Here is a 20,277-nt window from a genome sequence, read left to right on the forward strand (position 1 = left end):
CGAGGGTTTGTCTACACGCTGAGACGCTTTTTTCAAAGCGTCCCGTTCTCTCATTCTTTTCATTTACTCTCCATCTACCTGTGCCCATTTCAAATCAATGTAACCAACAGGATGACGGACAATGCCCTTTACGCCTTCTTTTTGTAAATAGACTTGGTTATAAAAATGAATGGGAATGATCGGTGCTTCTTCCATCAGAAGTGCCTCGGCATCATGCAGCATACGATTTCTCTTTTGTTCATCTGCTTCTTGACTCGCCTTTTTGATCAGCTGGTCATACGTATCATTTGACCAACCTGTCCGGTTCATCGCATTTCCTGTTTGGAAGCTCTCTAAGAAATTGATTGGGTCTGCATAGTCAGCTAGAAATGAACTTTGCGAGAATTGGAATTTGAGTGCCTTTTGATCTTCTGCAAACACATTTGCTTCCATGTTGGCAAGCTTCACGTCTATCCCTAGCGCTTCTTTTAATTGCTGCTGAATGGCTTCTGCTTTTTTCTTATTTTCAGGCTTTGTACTATATGTTAATGTGACGGCTGGTAGCTTTGAATAGTTCTCTTCTTTCAACCCTTTTTCTAATAGTTTTACAGCTTCACTCGTATCATGTTTGACAAGGTCGCCGCCAGCTTCTCTGAAATCTTCACCCTTTGAATCTAAAATTCCTGGTGAAACGAAGGCACGTGCTGGCTTCTCTTCATTTTTCGTCACATACTCTACAATATCTTGAGGATTGATCGCCATTTGAAAGGCTTTGCGAATGTTCTTATTTTGAAAAGGCTCCATGTTGACATTTAGACGATAAAAAAACAGCCCTGCTTGATCCTCAATTTGCACATCTTTGCTTTTTAACAGGTCTTCACTTTGTTCTGCCGGAACGAAGGCCGTATCTAAATCTCCTGATTGATACATTTGGTAATCTGTATTTCGATCACTGATCATGAGCCATTTCACTTGATCTAGCTTGACCGTTTGTTTGCCCCAATACGTGTCACTTTTTTCCATTGTAAAGCTTTCATCATGCTTCCACTCTGTCAGCTTAAACGGTCCATTGCCGACAAAGGTTTTCGCATCCTTGGCCCAGTTCGGGTCCTTTTCCGCTACCTTCTCATTCACTGGGAAAAAGGCAGGGTTTGCCGTCATATTTAAGAAAGATTTCTGCGGGTATGCTAGCTTGACCTCTAGCGTTTGATCATTAACAGCCTTGACTTTTACATCTTCTTTCTTCCCTTTTCCGCTGTTAAACGCTTCGCCCCCTTCAATCATATAAGCTAAGAATGCCGCAGAAGAGCCCGTCTTTGGATCTAGCAGCCGCTTCCACGCATATTCAAAGTCACTTGCTTTGACTGGGTCACCATTTGACCACTTAATCCCATCCCTTAAATGGAACGTGTACGTTTTTCCGTCCTTTGAAATGTCCCATTTTTCCGCCATGGCAGCAGATGGTTCGTGCTTCTCATTCAGTCTCGTTAATCCTTCCATTAAGTTATTGAGCCCTTGCCAGGACACATTATTAAAACCAATGGGCGGATCAAATGATGTCGGTTCGTTTTCGTTATTTAATGTCAAAACTTTCTCTTCGCCCTTGCTTGAAGATCCTTTGCCTGCTTGCTCATTGGCTGTACATCCTGCAAGCAGCATCACTGCGATAAAGCACATACTGAGAATCCAACCTGTTTTTCTCATGAAAAACTCCCCCTTTGTGTTGAAGATAAAACCGTTTGCTTCGCTCGTTCATCTTGGAGCCAGCAATGTACTGTATGTGTAGGTGAACGCTGCGTTTCATGCGGCATAATATGATCACACACTTTCATCGCAGACGGACATCGATCGGTATATGGACATCCTTTTGGCGGGGCAAATAAATCTGGCGGGCTTCCTTCAATAGGAATGAGTTCATCTTTCATATCCAGCCTTGGAACGGATTGCAGCAGCCCTTTTGTATAGGGATGCTGCGGACTGTAAAAGATATCTCGCCTTGTCCCAACTTCAACGATTTTCCCCCCGTACATGACAGCCACTCGATCAGCGACTTGTGCTACGACCCCTAGGTCATGTGTGATTAAAATAATCGTCACGCCTGTTTTTTTCTGAATCTCCTTAAATAGTTCTAAAATCTGCGCCTGTATGGTGACATCTAGTGCAGTTGTCGGTTCATCTGCAATCAGCACCTTCGGCTCACAAATAAGAGCCATTGCAATCATGAGCCGTTGTCTCATGCCGCCGCTGAATTGATGCGGATATTGCTTCAGCCTCTCTTTCGGCTGCGGTATCCCCACCAAATCAAGCATACGAAGCGCCTCTTCTTTCACTTCTTTTTTTGTCAGCTTCTGATGCACTTTTGCAGCCTCCATCAGCTGATCTCCAATTGTCAGCGTCGGGTTGAGTGCCGTCATAGGATCTTGAAAAATCATGGAGATATCGACACCACGTATGCTGCGCATGTCTTTTTCAGATAATGACAGCAAGTTGCGATCACGAAACCAAATTTCCCCTTGATCGACTTGTGCGCTGTATGCAGGGAGAAGCCGCATGATACTTTGAGACGTCACACTTTTTCCGCAGCCTGATTCTCCGACAATGGCGAGGGTTTCTTTTTCATACACATCCACATTCACTCCGCGTACCGCTTGAACAGAACCGCCATATGTCCGAAAGCTAACATGCAGATCGATAATCCGAAGCATTTTTTTCATCACGCCATCACCTCTTCATCTTCGGATCAAGCGCATCTTGCAAGCCATCACCTAAATTATTAAAACAAAACATCGTCAGCGAAATAAAAAATGCCGGAAAGAATAAACGCCACCAGTGACCATTATCTGACAGCACTGTCGGCAAGGCGTCATTGGCCATCACACCCCAGCTTGCAAACGGGGCTTGAATCCCTAAACCGAGAAAACTTAAGAATGCTTCAGCAAAAATCGCTGTCGGTACAGTTAGCGTCATCTGGACAATAATCGGTCCCATCGTATTCGGCAGTAAATTTCTGCGGATGATGCGCAAGCTTTTTGCGCCAAAGGTTTTCGAGGCAAGGACATATTCTTGGCTTTTCAGCTGAAGGACTTGACCTCTCACGATTCTTGCCATCCCGATCCAGCCTGTGACAGTGAGCGCCACAATAATAGTGACAAGCCCAGGCCCCATCAGGACCATCAATAAAATGACGACGAGTAAATACGGCAGACCGTAAAGCACCTCGACGATCCGCATCATGACATGGTCATACTTCCCGCCTTTATAGCCTGCAATACCGCCATAGATGACACCGATTGCAAAATCAATGAGAGCGGCCATCACGCCCACAAATAATGAAATGCGTGCGCCGTACCAAGTACGTGTAAACACATCACGTCCAAGCTCATCTGTTCCAAACCAGTGAGCAGCTGACGGTGGCAAGTTTTGCATAGAAAGCCGCTGTTCTGTCACACTATTCGGCGCAAGAAGTGGACCTAATACAGCCATGAGGAAAAGAAAAATCAGCACCGATAAACTAAACATAGCGAGTTTATTTTGTTTTAACCGTCGCCAAGTATCTGCCCAATACGAAAGTGAGGGTCTTTTAATGGCATGGACTTCAGATGTCTTTTGTTCTTTAGGAGCAAACCATTCATCTGGCACTTCATGCGCTTGATTCGTTTGATCATGCTGAAGGTGTATGCTCATGCCTTTCCTCCTTTCTGATGCAGCTGGATCCTTGGATCAAGCAGACGATATGTCACATCTACAATGAAAAGAAGGGTAATTAAGATGATGCTGTAAAAAACAGTAGTTCCCATGATGACAGGATAGTCACGGTTGTTAATACTCTCGACAAAGTATTTTCCCATTCCAGGGATCGCAAAGATTTTTTCAATGACAAAGCTGCCTGTTAAAATACTTGCGACAAGTGTGCCAAGGATCGTGACAACAGGTAAAAGTGCATTCCGCAGGGCATGTTTAAACACAATTTTATAAGGGGAAAGTCCTTTCGCTTTTGCAGTTCGAATATAGTCCTGCGACAGCACTTCAATCATGCTCGATCTCGTTAACCGGGCAATGATCGCCATTGGACCTACCGCCAGTGCAATGGTAGGAAGCACCATATGCATTGGACTTGTCCACATCGCTGTAGGAAAGAGCTTTACATTCACAGCAAGCTGCTGAATTAATAAGGTAGCAAAGATAAAGTTTGGTATGGATATACCGAAAACAGCAATCGTCATGGCGATATAATCAATCAAGCCATTATGCCGGAGGGCAGCCATGATTCCGAGCAAGATGCCGGAGATGACAGCAATCAAAATAGAGATAAGACCAAGTTCTAATGAGACTGGAAAACCTCTCGCCAATAAATCATTGACACTTTCAGAAGGCTTTTTAATGGAAGGACCAAAATCAAAAGTAACGATGGATTTTAAATAGATCATATATTGAACATAGAGTGGCTCGTCTAAGTGATAGTAGCTTTCGAGGTTTCGCTGGACAGTTTCGTTTGTATTTCGTTCTTCATTGAAGGGCGATCCTGGGATGACCTTCATTAAAATAAACGTTAAAGTTGTGATGGTTAAAATCGTGGCAATCATGGCAATCAAACGCTTGAGCAAAAAGCTGGCCATCTGCTGTCTCCCCCTCGCTTAACAAAATGTTGTACGTGCGGCAAGCTCTGTCATGACAAGCATCGCTTGGTAGGCTTCTAATATATTCTCTGCTTGGTACGTCACCGTTGTTGTCCCTTCGATGATGGCCGTACCCGGCATTAAATTCGCCCATTCGGCTTGTCCATAATTGGCAAACTCGATTTTCAGCACTGGCTGCTCAGGAGGCGTGAGCGGCTTCATTTGATGAATTTGTTTCATGGCAGCTTCAACTTGCTGCGAGATGAGGGTGCTCACTTTCGCTGGTGTTAAGCATTTCACAGCAGATCTTGAAATGGTTTCTTTCACCGCCACTGTTTTCACGCCAGGCATTAGCTTTTCTGCTTCAAGTGCCGCTTGATCGTCTCCGCATACAAGAATGACCGGAACACCATAATAGCCTGCGACATACGCATTAAAGCCCATTTCACCAATCGGATGATCATTTATGTAAAAATGTCTGACACCAAAAATCATACTGTGAGACATCACACCTTTCATTGATGCCCTCGCATGGTAGCCTAAAAAAACAGCGGCATCATACGTTTGATCTAATCCTTGGACCATTGAATAAGGCTTTACATCACCTGATATGAGAGATGCTTCCTCATGCAATTCTTCAATCAACAGATTATTCATTTTAGAATGGCTATCATTCACTAAAATATCGGTCGCCCCATGTGTAAGAAGAGCTTCTACACAGGCGTTCACTTCACCTGTCATGATTTTTCTCCCGCGCTCATAATTGTGCTGGCGGCTATCAACAAATGTATGATCAGCTAGACCAGTAATTCCCTCCATATCGACTGATAAATAGAGCTTCATCCCCATCCCCCTTTAATTAAACTTAAAATTTGTGTATATTTTTCTAAATTTTCTAAAAAATTATATGAGAACTTGATTGATTTTTCAATACAATGTCTGAAAATAAGGAAATTAGACTCAGGTAATACAGGTCAAAAGCATTGATGCGAAAGGATTTATTTTACAGAAAAAACACCACTAGCTATGTCTTTAGTGGTGTTTGTCTGCTTCATCGATTTGCGATTTTAGCTGCGCATATTTTTTCATCGTTTGTGTAAATAAGTCATCGAACATTTGCGGTGCCTGCTGCTGAATGACTGCAGCGCCCTCTCCTGTAATCCCGCCTTTTGTTGCGACCCTGTTCACCGTTTCAGCAAATGTCAGTCCGCGTTCAACAAGAACTTGACCTGTTCCTAGCAGCGCATATGTTAAAAATTCATAGGCTTCTTCTAAAGAAAGCTCACTATTCCGAACAGCGGCTCTCGCCATTTCTTCAAAGATTGCTGCAATAAAGCCCGGAGAAGAGCTTGTCAAATTACTCGCCGCATCAAACCGGTCCTCTTCCACTTCCCTGACAATACTAAAAGCTGAAAGCAGGCGGTGGAGCCGTTCTTGCGCCTCCTGCCCAGCGGTTTCACCATGCGCCACAAGGGATACACCCGTCCCTACGGCTGATGTCAAAGTGGGAATGTATCTAGACACCGGCTGATTCGTATGTTGCATTAATTTGTCTAACGTGACAGCCGCTGCCACTGATACGATATGAAGAGATGTCTTTGCGAGGCTCAGTTGATCTAAGACATCAAGTACAGCAAGCGGTGGTACACAAACAAACACGACATCACATGATGCAGAGATGTCATCTAAAGAGCAAATGTTGACATGCTGGTTCTTCTCTTTCAGCTGTTGCAGACGCTCCGTTTCACTTCTTGTATGGATCATAAACTGACTGGCATGAAGTACTCCTTTGTCCAGCCATTTTTGTACCATCATATCTGCCATGCTTCCATATCCAATGATTCCAATAGTCTCCACAGTTTAATCTCCTCTATTTTGCTTAGATTCACTACTTATTTTAACAATTTCCCACAATGTTTTCATTTTTATCCCACACTTTTTTCTTACGATAAAGTCAGTATCCACCACATACAGTCAAACATCTTGAACACATACATGTAAAAATCGATGAAAGAGAGTGATCTTAATGACACAACACAAAGATGAAAAACACACTTCTTATGAATTACAAACAATTGAACAGCCGAAAAAACAGCAGAAGAAGCCAAGTGGCTGGCTAAAGCCATTTGTCAGCGGGGTTGTAGGCGGTACGTTAGCGTTAGGTGTTTACGTTCTGACTCCATATGCTCAGCATTCAGAAAATCATTCAACTGATTCGTCAACGAAAACAGCCGCTGTATCGACAAATGATACAAGTACAAATTCGTCAAAAACAACAGCGTCACAAACATCCAATTCGACCAGCAGTATTTCCAGTATGGTCGAAAACGTATCACCATCCATCGTCGGCATTACAAACTATCAAACACAAAGTCAAACAAGCACAGATTTTGGCGATATGAACACACCTTTTGATGGATCACAGCAAAATCAAAACAGTAGCAGTCAAGAGCAAGAAAGCGGTACCGGATCAGGGGTTATTTTCAAAAAATCGGGCAGTAAAGCCTATGTATTAACAAACAACCATGTGATTGAAGGAGCAAGTAAATTAACAGTCTCCTTGCATAATGGCAAGACGGTGGAAGGAAAAGTAGTCGGCTCTGATCCGCTGACTGATCTTGCTGTCGTGGAAATTAGTAGCAGTGGCGTTACAAAAGTCGCTGAACTTGGAGACTCCTCATCCCTTCGTGCAGGAGAAACCGTCATCGCAATCGGAAACCCGCTTGGTGAAGATTTATCAAGAACAGTGACGCAAGGAATTGTCAGCGGTGTCGATCGAACAGTGTCTATGGATACATCAGCTGGCGAAAGCAGTATTAATGTCATTCAAACAGATGCCGCCATTAACCCCGGCAACAGCGGCGGGCCGCTGTTAACAACAGACGGAAAGGTTGTGGGGATCACCAGTATGAAAATTTCTGAAACAGGTGTGGAAGGTATCGGGTTTGCGCTCCCAATCAATGATGTCAAACCAATTGCAGAGCAGCTTCTCACAAAAGGAAAAATCGAACGACCTTATATCGGTATCAGCATGCTGGATCTCGAACAAGTTCCAGATGCTTATCAGAAGGAAACGCTTGGACTGACAAGCAGTCAGCTCGATAAAGGCGTGTACGTAAAAGAAATCGCTGCTGGCTCACCTGCTGCCAAAGCTGGATTAAAGGCAGAGGATGTCATCACCGCCATCAATGGCAAAAAAGTGACAACCGGCAGTGAATTACGCCACGAGCTTTACACGAATGCAAAAGTAGGAGATACCATCAGCATCACACTCGTTCGTAATGGAACAGAAGAAACAAAACAAGTGACATTAACACAATCTGAATCAAAGCAAGTCAGCTCTTAACGAAAAAAGCAGCTCAATTTTTATGAGCTGCTTTTTTCATGTTCACTTGATTGGGACCAATCTTTGTTCAATTTCTGCTCGTTTGTGCTCTAAAAATGGTGGAAGTGCTAATTGATCACCAAGTTCATCCACGCTTTCATCCACTGTGAATCCCGGACCATCTGTTGAGATTTCAAACAAAATGCCGTTTGGCTCTCTAAAATATAAGGCTTTAAAATAAAAACGTTCTACAACACCAGAGTTGGTGAAACCGGCTTTGGCTATTTTATCATGCCATTTTTCAAGCTCTTCTGCGTCCGCTACACGAAAGGCTACGTGATGAACACTCCCTCTGCCAGATCGCTCAACAGGTCCTTCTGCTTTTTCAATGACATGAATCTCTGTTCCAGCTCCGCCTTGTCCTGATTCAAAAATCGTCACGATTTCCCCATCATTTGATTGTTCACGTGCTTTTTCTGTGAAACCAAGGATGCTCGTTAACACACTGATCGTTTTATCTGCTTCTGCGACTGTTAATTCTACTGGTCCCAAACCTCTGATCGCAAAATCAGCAGGAATCTCATCATGCACTGGCGGCTTCGCTCCATCTTGCACGCTTGGTTCTACAGTCAAAAACAGCTGCTGTCCTTCTGGATCTGTAAATTTCAAGGCAGGTCTGCCGCCTCTTAAAGAAGCTGTTTCTTTCTTTACACCTTTTTCTTCAAAGCGCTTTTCCCAAAAGGTGAGTGCTTCTTCTGAAGTGACAATCAGACCTGTGCGTGAGATCGCATTTGTTCCGTCCAGCCGGCGGGCGAGCATCGGTATTTCAAAAAACGTCAGCTCTGTACCAGGTGAGGCGACCTCATCTCCATAAAATAGATGATACATCGATGGATCATCTTGATTGACTGTTTTTTTCACCAGTTTTAAGCCAAGGATTTGGCGGTAGAAATCAACGTTTTTCTGAGCATTTGCTGTTAGTGCTGATACGTGGTGAATCCCATTTATTTTCATCGTGTTCACTCCTATTATAAAATATCTCGAATTCGAGATAATATCCTTATGAATAAAATAGGTCATTTTAGAAGAAAAGTCAACCATTCGGCTGCATCTTTATTGGACGTTCGGCTTTCGCCTATTAAATTAACATTACATCAAAAATATTCTTATATTGTTCGCTTTTAAGATAACATTCATCCTAATATCTCCAATAAACGAACACTTTTAAATACAAATACGAAAATCAGAAAATTTTTTTAATTCTTGTTTTCCTAAAATCGTATTACAATGAACAAAATACATGTCACAGTAACGTACGAAAGTGATGCAGGAGGTCGTGTGTAATGAACAAAGAACAACCAGCGTTAAAACAAGACATCGGCTTATTTTTTGCCCTATCTCTTGTCATCGGAACAATTATTGGATCTGGCGTTTTTATGAAGCCTGGCAACGTCCTTTCTTATTCAGGAAGCTCAGGCATCGCCTTATCCGCATGGCTGTTAGGCGGGATCTTAACCCTTGCAGGCGGACTCACAGTCGCTGAAATTGGTACACAAATCCCACGTACTGGTGGTTTATATGCCTACCTAGAAGAAGTATACGGTGAATTTTGGGGCTACTTATGTGGCTGGGTGCAAATTATTATTTACGGACCAGCGATTATTGGTGCTCTTGGTCTTTATTTTGGTTCATTATTAGCTAATTTATTTTCTCTTTCTTCTTTATGGGCTACAACCATTGGCATTATCACCGTTCTTTTTTTATGTGTGATCAACATCATGGGAACGAAATACGGTGGTTTTGTCCAAGGACTGACCACGATCGGAAAGCTTGTTCCAATTGCAGCAATTATTGTGTTTGGCTTATGGAAAGGAAATGAACATATTTTCACAGCCGTCAATGAGAGTATCGCACAAATGAACTTCGGTGCAGCAATTTTGGCAACATTATTCGCCTATGATGGCTGGATTTTGCTTGCAGCGCTTGGCGGTGAAATGAAAAATCCAGAGAAACTGCTTCCTCGCGCGATGGCAGGCGGTATTTTAATTGTCACAGCATGTTATCTCTTTATTAACATCGCCCTTTTGCATGTGTTACCAGCTGATCAAATCGTTCAACTAGGTGAAAATGCAACAAGCACAGCTGCTACAATGCTCTTTGGTCCCATTGGCGGTAAAATTATTAGTATCGGAATCATCATTAGTATCTTTGGCTGTTTGAATGGAAAGGTTCTTTCGTTCCCGCGTGTCATTTTTGCGATGGCAGAACGAAAACAAATTCCATTTGCCAAAGCCATTTCACGCATTCATCCTACTTTTCAAACACCTTGGATCGCTGTATTTGTACAGATTTTGATTGCCATTGTGTTTATGATCGTCAGTAATCCCGAGAAGCTGTCAGAGGTTTCAATTTTCATGATTTACATCTTTTATGTGATGGCCTTTTTCGCTGTCTTTAAGCTAAGAAAACAAAACAAGGGAATGAAGCGCGCTTATAGCGTACCACTTTACCCGCTCACACCGATCATTGCGATTATCGGCTCTTTCTTTGTCTTAATCAGCACCATGATCACCGATTGGCAAAGCTGCCTGATCTCCATGCTGATCGGCATTGCCGGACTGCCGATTTATTACTATATGAAAAAAACACAAAATAAAGCAGAGCGCTAAAATAGCCTCTGCTTTATTTTTTATATTGCTTAATGACCTTATAAGATTCGTTTAAATATCTCATCAGCCGGTATGGCTTACTTAAAACCCGGATGGGGAGTCTTGAAATAAATCCATTCAGATTCGCCTTATACTCCTGCGTCATCCGCTTCGGCTTTGTGGCAATTTTTTCATATACTTCTTTGTAAAATTCCTTCATGATGTCGACTTGCACACTGATTTTCTGATGACACTCTGTACACTCAACGCTTTTCATCTGATCATTCACATAAACGATGCTGTGGAGGGTCTCTTCTTGGCACCGAGTACAGTGTAGGTTTGCTTCCATTTCGGTTTTCTTCAAGATACACAGCTCCTTTCTCGTTTGATGTTGCTCTTTTTATACAATACGATGGCTGTCAGCTTTTTATTGGACAGATGCTTCCTTTAAAATAGCTGCCGCAGTCAATTCATCGGTGACGAGCACCTGAATAAAGCCGCCGTTTAAGGCCCCTAAAATACTTTCAGCCTTATGGGTTCCTTCCACAACTGCGATGACTTTTTTCACGCTCTTTAATTGTTCTAACGATAATCCAATCACCTTTTGGTTAAGCTCATCTTGGACTGGTTTCCCTTCCCCATCAAAGAAACGAAAACCAATATCACCAACAGCTCCTGATTGCCTTAAACCAGACAAATCCTCTTCTTTTAAATAACCGACTGTTTTTAATGTAGAGCCTTTATGCGGATTCCCAATACCGATCAGGGCAATATCAACATTTCTGCCTTCTTCAAGCACAGCTTCTATGTCCTGCATCGCCATCAACCGCTCTTTTAATTCTTCTGTTTCTAAGATCGCAGGTGCATATAAATAGGAGCACGTACCATTCATCTTTTTTGCCAGCTCATATGCCAGCTGATTCGCATGAATGTCGACTGCCTGCCTGCCCATTCCGCCTTCTAAAGGAATGACTTTGACATCGTTTCTTCGTTCAAATGGATATTCCTTCACTAGCTCGGCAAGTGTGGTCCCCCATGAAATACCGATTTTCTCAGCGCCTTTCATGTTTTTAGAAAGATAATAGGCGCCCGCTTGACCGACTGCCCGTTTGACCATCTCAGACATTGTCCCGACACTTGGAACAACGACAGCATCCGTTAATTGAAAGGTCGTTTCCAGCTGTTTTTCAAGTTCCACTGTATGAATACTTTCGTCTTTAATGTACACTTCAACGATTCCCACATCTTTTGCTTTTTGTAAGAGCTTTGAAATGACTGGTCTTGAGACATTGAGTTTTTTTGCAATCTCCTGCTGCGTCCACCCGTCTGTATAATAAAGATGAGCAACCTTGACGAGCTGTCGTCTTTCTTCCCAATTCAGCATGTGACATCATCCTTTTAATATACTATGATTACCAGTATACCAAACATTCGTTTCTAATTGGAACAATTGTTATGAAAATGACAAAAAGAGCGATCAACTCTCCGCTCTTTTTCCCTCGCTATATTTAGGCTGATACGTTCTCCCGCCATCTAATAAGAGTATCTGTCCGTGCAAATAGCTTCCCTCGTCACTTGCGAGAAATAAAGTGACTCCAGCAATATCTTCTGGTTTTCCTAATCTCCCGATAGGAATAAGTGATCGAAGCTGACTTTTCTCAAGCTCAGTCGGATAGAGCGTATCAAGCATCTGAGATTCAATGACGCGTGGTGCAATGACATTGATGCGGACATGATGGGAACCCAATTCCTTTACAAGCGAACGCATGAGACCAAATGCCCCGGCTTTTGACGCGTAATACTGGATGCCGCCGCCAGAGCCTGTTATCGCAGATCCTGATCCAATAATGACGACGCTGCCTTCTTTCCGCTCACATAGATAGGGTGCTAATGCTTTGATACAGTAGAAAAGACCATATAGATTCACAGCCAGTGTTTTTTTCCAAAGTGAAAAATCAACTTCTAAAAAAGGAAGGGATTTCGTCATTCCTGCTGAATAGACAAGATGCCCAATGCCACCCAGCTCCCTTTCAGCTGCTGACGTCATCTGCTGAACACTTTCCCACGATGAAACATCAGCTTGGAACGTCAGCAGCTGAGGATGCTGTTGTTTTAAAAGCGAAAGTCCCTGTTCATCTATATCTGACACAGCTACACGATGCCCTTCTTTTAAAAAACGCTGAGCAATTTCTTTGCCGATCCCTTGGGCACCACCTACGATGAGAACTGGTTTTTGTTGATTAGCCAGCGCTCTCACCCCCATCAAGCATAATCGCTGCTCCATCTGTAAATGCACCGTACGATGTACTTAAGAAAACCGTCATATGAGCCACCGTCTCCTTGATTTGCTCTTTGTCAGGAAGCAAATGGAGAGGCGGCGGAAGTAGAGCCAATACCCGAATGCCTTTGTCTTTAAATTCGCGCGCTAATCCTTTTGTCATGGCATTCAACATACTATTTGATGTAGCATGTGAGATCCCACCGTCACCTGTTATGCTCCCTGATGAGGAAATATTAATAATGCAGCCCTGCTTCTGATCCACCATATGCCACACAGCGGCTTGACTGGAAAGAAAGACTGTATTTACGGATCTTTCCACTTCATCGACCCATATCTCAGGACTTACGTCATCAATCCCCCCATCTGCTTTTTGCTCGGCTTGATTGACTAAAATATCAAGCTTGCCGCATGTATCGATGACTTGTCTTAGCATAAGCGTAGCATCACGCGGTGTCTCAAGCGGATTGATGACAACAGTTGATTGGCCGCCTAATTTTTCAATGTCTTTGCTAATCGACTTTGCTTTTGATTCATCACGAAAAGCGTGTATGAAAACATGTGCACCTGCCCGGGCCAAAGCCAGGCAGATGGCTTCTCCAAATCCATCTGTGCTATCTGTCACAAGTGCCACTTTCTGATGAAGCTGGACGTGCACACGGATCTCCTCCCTATCCCTTGTTTGGCATTTATTTTCTCAGCTTACTCACAATATCAAGAGCTGCTTCATAAAAGCCTTCTGAGATGGTAGGATGCGGGTGAATCATTTTGGCCATCTCTTCAGCTGTTCCTTCTAAATACATAAATGAGGAAGCCTCTGATATCATCTCCGTTACATGCGGACCAACCATTGTAGCGCCAATGACTTCACCATAAACGGTATCGTACACGAGTTTAATAAAACCTGTTTGAACACCTGCTGCCAACGCTTTTCCGCTTGCAGCTAAATCAAATCGCTCTGCCCGCACGTTCAGCCCTTTCGCTTTCGCCTCTTTCTCAGTCAGCCCAACACTCGCTACCTCTGGCAATGTATAAATACATCTAGGAACGATGTCGTGATTCATTCTTTCAGGCTCGCCGCATATATTGCTAACTGCAACGGCTGCCTCTGCCATCGCCGCATGAGCGAGCTGATAGCCGCCGGCTACATCGCCAATTGCATATACACCTTCAGCACTTGTCTTCATCTCGTCGTTTACTTTAATAAAAGGGCCATCCAGCTGAAGATCGAGCTGACTGACAGCAGATACATTTGGTCTTCTTCCGACACAAACTAACAGTCTTTCAGCCGTAAAGATGTGCGTCTCTCCTTTATCGTCTGTCGCATGAATCGCTTTGACTCCTTCGCTTTCTGTTACCTCTGTCACCGTCGTTTTCTTTGCGATATGGATGCCTTTTTTCTTCAATTCTTTTTCTAGTAATTTCGACGCTTCTTCATCTTCCTGCGGAATAATCGACGGAGCGGCTTCTATAATGGTGACTTTTGATTGGAGACTCTGGAAGATACAGGCCAGCTCAAGACCAATTACACCTCCACCAATGATGACGACAGATGCAGGAATATCTGGGATGTCAAAGATCGTATCACTTGTGTCAAATTGAATCTCTTTGAGCCCTGGAATAGGCGGAATAGCAGGTGATGAGCCAGTGGCAATGATCAGCTCTTTTGTTTCAATCGTTTCTGACCCATCTTGTTTTTCAATGTCAATGCGATTTTTTGTCACAGCTGTCCCTCTGCCGTTATATACATCAATCTTTCCTTGCTTTAATAAAAAGGCGATTCCGCCCCTGAGTTTTTCGATGACATCATCTTTACGTTTTCTCATTTTATCGAAAGAAAGAACCATCTCACCTGTTTCGATTCCCCAGCTTTTTGCTTTCTCAATGGATTCAATGACTTCTGCATGTTTGAGCAGTGTCTTTGAAGGGATACAGCCTCGATTTAAACAAGTCCCCCCTAGAAAATCCTCTTCAATCAATGCAACCTTGTGTCCACGTTCAGCGGCTTGAAGGGCGGCAGTATATCCGCCAGGCCCTCCGCCAATGACTGTCAGATCATACGTTTTTGTCATCCGATTCATCTCCTACATTAGCAATTCAAATGGTTGTTCAAGCACTTTTTTAAGGTCTGTTAAAAAGGCTGCTGCTGGTGCACCATCTACCACTCGATGATCAAATGATAAACTGACGCCCATCATTGGCCGCACCTGAATTTCTCCATCGATCACTACAGGTTTTTCTTGAATGCGTCCAACACCTAAAATCGCCACTTCCGGCTGATTAATAATTGGGGTAAACGTGTCAATGGCATACATCCCTAAGTTACTAATGGTAAATGTAGACCCTTTCAACTGGTCTGGTAGCAGCTTTTGATCGCGAGCATTTCGACCAATTTCTTTTGCTTCTTTTGTGAGCTGTTTCAGCCCTTTTTGATTTGCATGAGAGATGACCGGAACCATTAAGCCGTCTTTCACAGCAACCGCGAGACCAATGTGCACATCCTCATGGAAATGGAGCTCATTTTGTTCAAACGTCATATTGATTTGCGGGTGGCGCGTGAGGACACTGCTGACCGCATGGATGATGATTTCTGTAAACGACAATCTGTAGCCTGTCTCTTTTTCAATCGCTGGGAGCAACTGTTTGCGCACTTCTTTTGCTTTTGTCATATCAATTTCACTTGTTAATGTGACGTGCGGCGCTGTAAAGGCACTTTGTGACATGCGATCTGCAATCACTTTTCTCATCCCGGCTAGTTTTTGTGTTCTCACTGGAGCAGCGTCTGCTTTTTGTGCCCCTGCTGCTGTCACGTCACTCTTCATGATTTTCCCGTGGGCGCCAGAACCAGCAACATTCGCTAAGTCGATCCCTTCACGAGCAGCCACTTTTCCTGCAAGTGGTGATATGCGCTGGCCTTCCTCGTTCGTATGAAGGGACGCTTCGACATCCCGTTTTTGAATTCTGCCTTTTGGTCCTGTACCAGATACTTCGTGAATGGCTACTTGGTGATCTTTTGCCGTTTTTCTCGCTGCAGGTGTTGCGCGTACTTTCTCATTCACCGTTGGTTCAACGTCAGTCGAAACAGATGGTTCAGATGGTGATGACGTTCCGCTGTCTTCAGAAGACGCTTCATCTGACTGCGCTGGCGGCTCGCTCGGTACCTGCTCATTAGCCTCTCCGATATATCCAATGACAGCATTAACTGGAATCTGATCATCTGCTTCATAATATTTCTTTAGAAAAACGCCATCATCATAGGCTTCAACCTCGATATTGATTTTGTCTGTCATAATCTCAAATAGAGGCTCACCGATTTCAACCGAATCTCCTTCTTCTTTAAACCATTGAAGCAAGGTACCGATCTCCATCGTACTGCTTAGCTTCGGCATAAATATCTCTTTTGGCATGATCTTCTCCCCTTTACTTAAGAGCGCACGAGCTCTTTTGCTGCTTCAATAATATCTGGCACTTGTGGAATGACTGCTTTTTCCAGCGTTGGGTTGTACGGTATTGGGACGGCAAGACCGCCAAGTCGTTTAATAGGTGCATCTAAATAGTCGAAGGCTTCACTTTCCGCTATCATACTCGCAATCTCTCCGCCGTAGCCGCCTCGTTTCACTGCCTCATGCACAACGATACATTTGCCTGTTTTTTTCACAGATTCAATAATGGTTTCTTCATCTAATGGGACGAGCGTTCTCGGATCAATGATCTCGACATCGATTCCTTCCGCTTCTAGTTCCTTCGCTGCTTCGAGCGCTTTGTGCACCATAATGGCTGTTGCGACAATTGTGACGTCCTTTCCGCTTCTCTTCACATCCGCTTTCCCTAAAGGAATCGAGTACTGCTCTTCTGGTACTTCACCAATTGTTTTATATAAAAGCTTGTGTTCATAGAAAATGACAGGGTTGTCATCATCCATTGCTGCTTTTAAAAGTCCTTTTGCATCATAAGCTGTTGAAGGCTGAACCACCTTTAGTCCAGGAATATGAGCCATCCACGCTTCTAAGCTTTGGGAGTGCTGCGCTGCGGCACCTGTCCCAGAACCTGCTGGTGTTCTGACAACAAGTGGCACCTTCCCTTTTCCGCCAAACATGTAACGTGTTTTCGCTGCTTGGTTTACAAGCTGATCCATTGCAATTGTAATAAAGTCAGAGAATTGTAGTTCTAAAATCGGACGCATCCCTGTCAAAGCCGCTCCGACTGCGCCTCCTGCGATGGCAGCCTCTGAAATCGGCGTATTGCGGACGCGTTCTGGACCGAATTCCTCGATCATCCCGCGCGTGACACCAAATGCGCCACCGTATACGCCGATATCTTCACCTAAAATGAAGACATCTTGATTTTTTCTCATTTCCTGACTCATTGCTTCTCGAACGGCTTCTAAATATGAAATCTCTCTCACTGTCGTGTTTGTCACGTGATTCCCCTCCTAATTAGGCGTATACATCCTCTAATAGTGTGTCAATTGATGGTTCTTTACTATTTTTCGCAAATTCAACAGATGCCTCGATCTCTTGCTTCGCTTCTTCTTGTAAACGAGCAGCCTGCTCTTCTGTCAGAACATCTAGCTCCATTAAGAGTGACTTAAAGCGTTTAATTCCGTCTTTTTGTCTCCATTCTGTCTCTTCTTCACGTGTACGGTATTTTTTCGCATCACTCTTTGAGTGACCCTTCCAGCGATACGTTTTCATTTCAATGAGTGATGGCCCTTCTCCAGCTCTTGCACGGCTTACCGCTTCATCTACTGTATTCATGATCTCAACCATGTCATTTCCATCAACTGTTTTCCCTGGCATTCCGTAGCTTTCTGCTCTTGTTGAGATGTCTTCAATGTTGATCATTTCTTTCACAGGACCAGACATGCCGTATTGGTTGTTTTCACAAATAAACACAACAGGTAAATCCCAAATGGAAGCAAGGTTCAGCGCTTCGTGGAAGCTGCCTTCATTTGTGGCGCCGTCTCCGAAGAAACAAAGGACCACAAAGCCTTCCTTTTTCATCTTGGACGTGAGCGCCGCACCTGTTGCAAGCGGAATACCGCCGCCAACAATTCCATTTGCCCCAAGGTTTCCTTTTTCTAAGTCGGCAATATGCATGGAACCGCCTTTTCCTTTGCAGTAACCTGTTTCACGTCCGAATAGTTCAGCCATCATTTTATTGACCTCTGCACCTTTTGCAATACAGTGACCATGTCCGCGGTGTGTACTGACAATCTTATCTTCATCCTTTAACACAGCAATAGATCCAACAGCCGATGCTTCCTGTCCAACACATAAATGGGTCGTTCCATGGATTAATCCTTTAGCAAAGAATTGATCGACCTTTTCATCAAAATATCTAACTAACCACATTTGTTTATATAAATCTGCTAATTTCTCATGACTAATCTGTTCAGGCACAGTGATTTGTTTTTGCATTTCTTCTCTCCCCTTTACATTTGTTCTTATGTGTTACATTTGTAATTATCATACGTTTAACTCTCATTGAAGTCAAGCATTTCCGTTTATTTTTTAAGCGTTTTCATCTTTTTTCAGAAAAAAAGAGAAAGGCAAAGCCCTTTTCCAAAGACCTTCTCTTTCTCTCCATCTCGTACATTCTCATTCATCTGGATACATCATGATTTTGACGCTTTCACCTTCTGGATGCCTAGCGCATTCTATCGCCTGACGAAGCTGACTTAATGGATATCGATGCGTCACCATTTTTTCTGTATGAACGACCTTTGCTTTTAAGAGCTCCAGCGCTTCACGATAATGATATGGATGCGAGGAATAAGCTCCGACTACTTTCACTTCATCATGGAAGAAACGTTCTGCTGGAATGGAGACATCCCCTTTCGGAAAGTGAGCAAAGACCAAAATCGTTCCGCCTCTTGCAACAGCTTGAAATGCTTCTTTTAAAAGCGCACTGCTCCCCACAGAAATAATGACAAGGTCCGCTCCCTTTCCATCTGTTTCTTTCATGACGCGGTTTTCTACTGGCTCAGATGCTGGATGAAAAGCGACGTCCGCCCCAAGATTTCTTGCTTGAAGGAGCCTGTTCTCATTTACGTCTGTGATCATCACTTTTCCAGCCAAATAATATTTGGCAAGCTGTAATTGAATGCAGCCTATTTGCCCCGCTCCAAGAATCAAGACCGAATCTCCAGGATGAACGGGCGCCCTTTCAAAGCCGTGAAGACAGCAGGCAACCGGTTCGACCATCGCTCCTTGTTCATATGAGACGTCATGTGGGAGCTTGCCCATTGTATGCTTCACATGTAAAGCAGGAACACGAATATATTCCGAAAAACCGCCCGGCTCTACATTTGTGGCTGCAAATTGCGGGCACATTGTATAAAATCCTCTTTGACAAAAGTCACAAGTAAAACAAGGGACATGATGCGCTACATACACCCTGTCTCCCGTTTGAACATGTGTGACATGACGGCCTGTTTCGATAATGTCACCAGCGATTTCATGCCCTAGCACTGTGCCAGGAGGTACCGTCTCATGTGTCGCTTTATAAATATCCGTCCCACATAACCCGCAGGCACGCATTTTTAATAATACTTCATCATCACCAATGACTGGCCGCTTCCGCTCCTCGTAACGAATGTCCTCTGAAGAATAAAAGACAGCTGATTTCATTTAGCCGCATCCTCCTTTTCATCACATGTCGCAAGACTCTGCAAGGATTGAACGAGCTGCTTGTACTCACTCATCTCACTTGAAATCCAGTAGCGTCCTCCAAATATTCGCGCAGGTCCCACTCTGACATATACTTTCCCGATATGAGGATATGGTTTTAAAAACAATTTCCCTTTAATATCGGACACGGCATATGTGTGCCACCTGCCAAAAGCACCTATTTTCAGCTCATCTTCACTAATCATGATATTCGTTGGCTGATTCAGGCCAGTGATGCTAGAAAGCATAAGGATAGGCAGCGTATAGACACCTAACACAGCTAATGGCTCAGGTCCTGCCGACATCAACGTATAAAGAGACCAGAGAAAAAACACACATATTAACAAAGCCGGAAGGAAAATAGAAAACATGGCAGACGTTCGGCTATAAGCATGCTGCTGCATGAGAGCTCCTCCTTTCAAATGACATGGAAGGAGCTTTCGCAGCTCCTCCACGCAATCATCGTTCACTTAATATGATCGATAATTTTTTCAATATCTTCTTCAATGCCAAATCCCGTTAAAAAAGATAACGTTTGAATCACAGGCGTTCCTTTTGTATCACTAACAGGCGTTGTCGTCACAATTAAATCAGCACCCTCCGCTTTCTGCGGAACCTCAGATGCCTTACATTGTTCAACGATGACATCGTATCCTTTTTCCTTTAATGTCTCTTCTACCTTTTTTGCCACAACCGTTGATGTAGCAACTGCCGTTCCGCAAGATACTAATATTTTTTTTGCCATGAGAATCCCTCCAGC

At 43.6% G+C, this 20,277-nt stretch carries 20 protein-coding genes; 2 read left to right on the top strand and 18 right to left on the bottom strand.

Going from position 1 to position 20,277, the window contains the following annotated elements; genetic code table 11:
• Positions 1-63: 63 nt before the first annotated feature.
• From FBF75_RS03185 to proG, 6 genes are all read right to left on the bottom strand, one after another.
• Positions 64-1,683, bottom strand: coding sequence for a peptide ABC transporter substrate-binding protein (locus tag FBF75_RS03185; RefSeq protein WP_136944423.1), 1,620 nt, complete (start codon positions 1,681-1,683; stop codon positions 64-66).
• Entirely contained in the window at positions 1,680-2,693 is a 1,014-nt protein-coding gene (locus FBF75_RS03190) for an ABC transporter ATP-binding protein (RefSeq protein ID WP_136944424.1), read from the bottom strand. Before FBF75_RS03190 ends, FBF75_RS03185 begins: the two co-directional genes overlap by 4 nt.
• 7 nt (positions 2,694-2,700) lie before the next feature.
• Positions 2,701-3,663, bottom strand: a complete 963-nt coding sequence (locus tag FBF75_RS03195) for an ABC transporter permease (protein WP_017359137.1) — start codon at positions 3,661-3,663, stop codon at positions 2,701-2,703.
• Positions 3,660-4,595, bottom strand: coding sequence for an ABC transporter permease (locus tag FBF75_RS03200; protein WP_008346233.1), 936 nt, complete (start codon positions 4,593-4,595; stop codon positions 3,660-3,662). Before FBF75_RS03200 ends, FBF75_RS03195 begins: the two co-directional genes overlap by 4 nt.
• 18 nt (positions 4,596-4,613) lie before the next feature.
• Positions 4,614-5,438, bottom strand: coding sequence for a M55 family metallopeptidase (locus tag FBF75_RS03205; protein ID WP_008346235.1), 825 nt, complete (start codon positions 5,436-5,438; stop codon positions 4,614-4,616).
• Between the two features lie 189 nt (positions 5,439-5,627).
• Positions 5,628-6,452 (bottom strand): pyrroline-5-carboxylate reductase ProG, encoded by an 825-nt coding sequence (gene proG, locus FBF75_RS03210; RefSeq protein ID WP_136944425.1) that lies wholly within the window; start codon positions 6,450-6,452, stop codon positions 5,628-5,630.
• A gap of 169 nt (positions 6,453-6,621) precedes the next feature.
• On the opposite strand from proG, the gene FBF75_RS03215 reads away from it, so the two are divergent.
• The gene (locus FBF75_RS03215; RefSeq protein ID WP_017359140.1) at positions 6,622-7,941 is read left to right on the top strand and encodes a S1C family serine protease; all 1,320 of its coding nucleotides are present in this window, start codon (positions 6,622-6,624) and stop codon (positions 7,939-7,941) included.
• 42 nt (positions 7,942-7,983) lie between these two features.
• Here the strand turns inward: FBF75_RS03215 and FBF75_RS03220 are convergent, their stop codons facing one another.
• Positions 7,984-8,934 (bottom strand): ring-cleaving dioxygenase, encoded by a 951-nt coding sequence (locus tag FBF75_RS03220; protein WP_046526586.1) that lies wholly within the window; start codon positions 8,932-8,934, stop codon positions 7,984-7,986.
• A gap of 329 nt (positions 8,935-9,263) precedes the next feature.
• On the opposite strand from FBF75_RS03220, the gene FBF75_RS03225 reads away from it, so the two are divergent.
• A complete protein-coding gene (locus FBF75_RS03225; RefSeq protein ID WP_136944426.1) occupies positions 9,264-10,589 on the top strand; it encodes an APC family permease in 1,326 nt (441 codons plus the stop codon).
• 13 nt (positions 10,590-10,602) lie between these two features.
• Here the strand turns inward: FBF75_RS03225 and FBF75_RS03230 are convergent, their stop codons facing one another.
• From FBF75_RS03230 to FBF75_RS03280, 11 genes are all read right to left on the bottom strand, one after another.
• Positions 10,603-10,932 (bottom strand): hypothetical protein, encoded by a 330-nt coding sequence (locus tag FBF75_RS03230; protein WP_008358910.1) that lies wholly within the window; start codon positions 10,930-10,932, stop codon positions 10,603-10,605.
• A gap of 63 nt (positions 10,933-10,995) precedes the next feature.
• A complete protein-coding gene (locus tag FBF75_RS03235) occupies positions 10,996-11,952 on the bottom strand; it encodes a sugar-binding transcriptional regulator (protein ID WP_007498849.1) in 957 nt (318 codons plus the stop codon).
• Positions 11,953-12,045: 93 nt separating this feature from the next.
• Entirely contained in the window at positions 12,046-12,831 is a 786-nt protein-coding gene (locus FBF75_RS03240) for an SDR family NAD(P)-dependent oxidoreductase (RefSeq protein WP_008346247.1), read from the bottom strand.
• Positions 12,809-13,504, bottom strand: a complete 696-nt coding sequence (locus FBF75_RS03245) for an SDR family NAD(P)-dependent oxidoreductase (RefSeq protein WP_052320225.1) — start codon at positions 13,502-13,504, stop codon at positions 12,809-12,811. The genes FBF75_RS03240 and FBF75_RS03245 overlap by 23 nt, the downstream gene beginning before the upstream one ends.
• 31 nt (positions 13,505-13,535) lie before the next feature.
• Complete coding sequence (gene lpdA / locus FBF75_RS03250) at positions 13,536-14,918, bottom strand: dihydrolipoyl dehydrogenase (RefSeq protein WP_008346251.1); 1,383 nt, start codon at positions 14,916-14,918, stop codon at positions 13,536-13,538.
• A gap of 12 nt (positions 14,919-14,930) precedes the next feature.
• Positions 14,931-16,253 (bottom strand): dihydrolipoamide acetyltransferase family protein, encoded by a 1,323-nt coding sequence (locus tag FBF75_RS03255; RefSeq protein WP_136944427.1) that lies wholly within the window; start codon positions 16,251-16,253, stop codon positions 14,931-14,933.
• Between the two features lie 17 nt (positions 16,254-16,270).
• On the bottom strand, positions 16,271-17,251 hold the full coding sequence (locus FBF75_RS03260; RefSeq protein WP_026050078.1) for an alpha-ketoacid dehydrogenase subunit beta: 981 nt from the start codon (positions 17,249-17,251) through the stop codon (positions 16,271-16,273).
• A gap of 31 nt (positions 17,252-17,282) precedes the next feature.
• Positions 17,283-18,266, bottom strand: coding sequence for a pyruvate dehydrogenase (acetyl-transferring) E1 component subunit alpha (gene pdhA, locus FBF75_RS03265; RefSeq protein ID WP_074042080.1), 984 nt, complete (start codon positions 18,264-18,266; stop codon positions 17,283-17,285).
• Positions 18,267-18,446: 180 nt separating this feature from the next.
• Positions 18,447-19,478, bottom strand: coding sequence for an alcohol dehydrogenase catalytic domain-containing protein (locus FBF75_RS03270; RefSeq protein ID WP_136944428.1), 1,032 nt, complete (start codon positions 19,476-19,478; stop codon positions 18,447-18,449).
• Positions 19,475-19,921 carry a hypothetical protein gene (locus tag FBF75_RS03275; RefSeq protein WP_008346260.1) on the bottom strand — a complete coding sequence of 149 codons (447 nt, stop codon included), beginning with the start codon at positions 19,919-19,921 and terminating at the stop codon, positions 19,475-19,477. Before FBF75_RS03275 ends, FBF75_RS03270 begins: the two co-directional genes overlap by 4 nt.
• Positions 19,922-19,983: 62 nt before the next feature.
• On the bottom strand, positions 19,984-20,262 hold the full coding sequence (locus FBF75_RS03280) for a PTS sugar transporter subunit IIB (RefSeq protein ID WP_008346262.1): 279 nt from the start codon (positions 20,260-20,262) through the stop codon (positions 19,984-19,986).
• Between the last annotated feature and the right edge of the window lie 15 nt (positions 20,263-20,277).

The sequence above is a fragment of the Bacillus sp. S2(2019) genome, assembly GCF_005144805.1.
In the GTDB taxonomy this organism is placed as follows: Bacteria; Bacillota; Bacilli; order Bacillales; family Bacillaceae; genus Bacillus; species Bacillus altitudinis.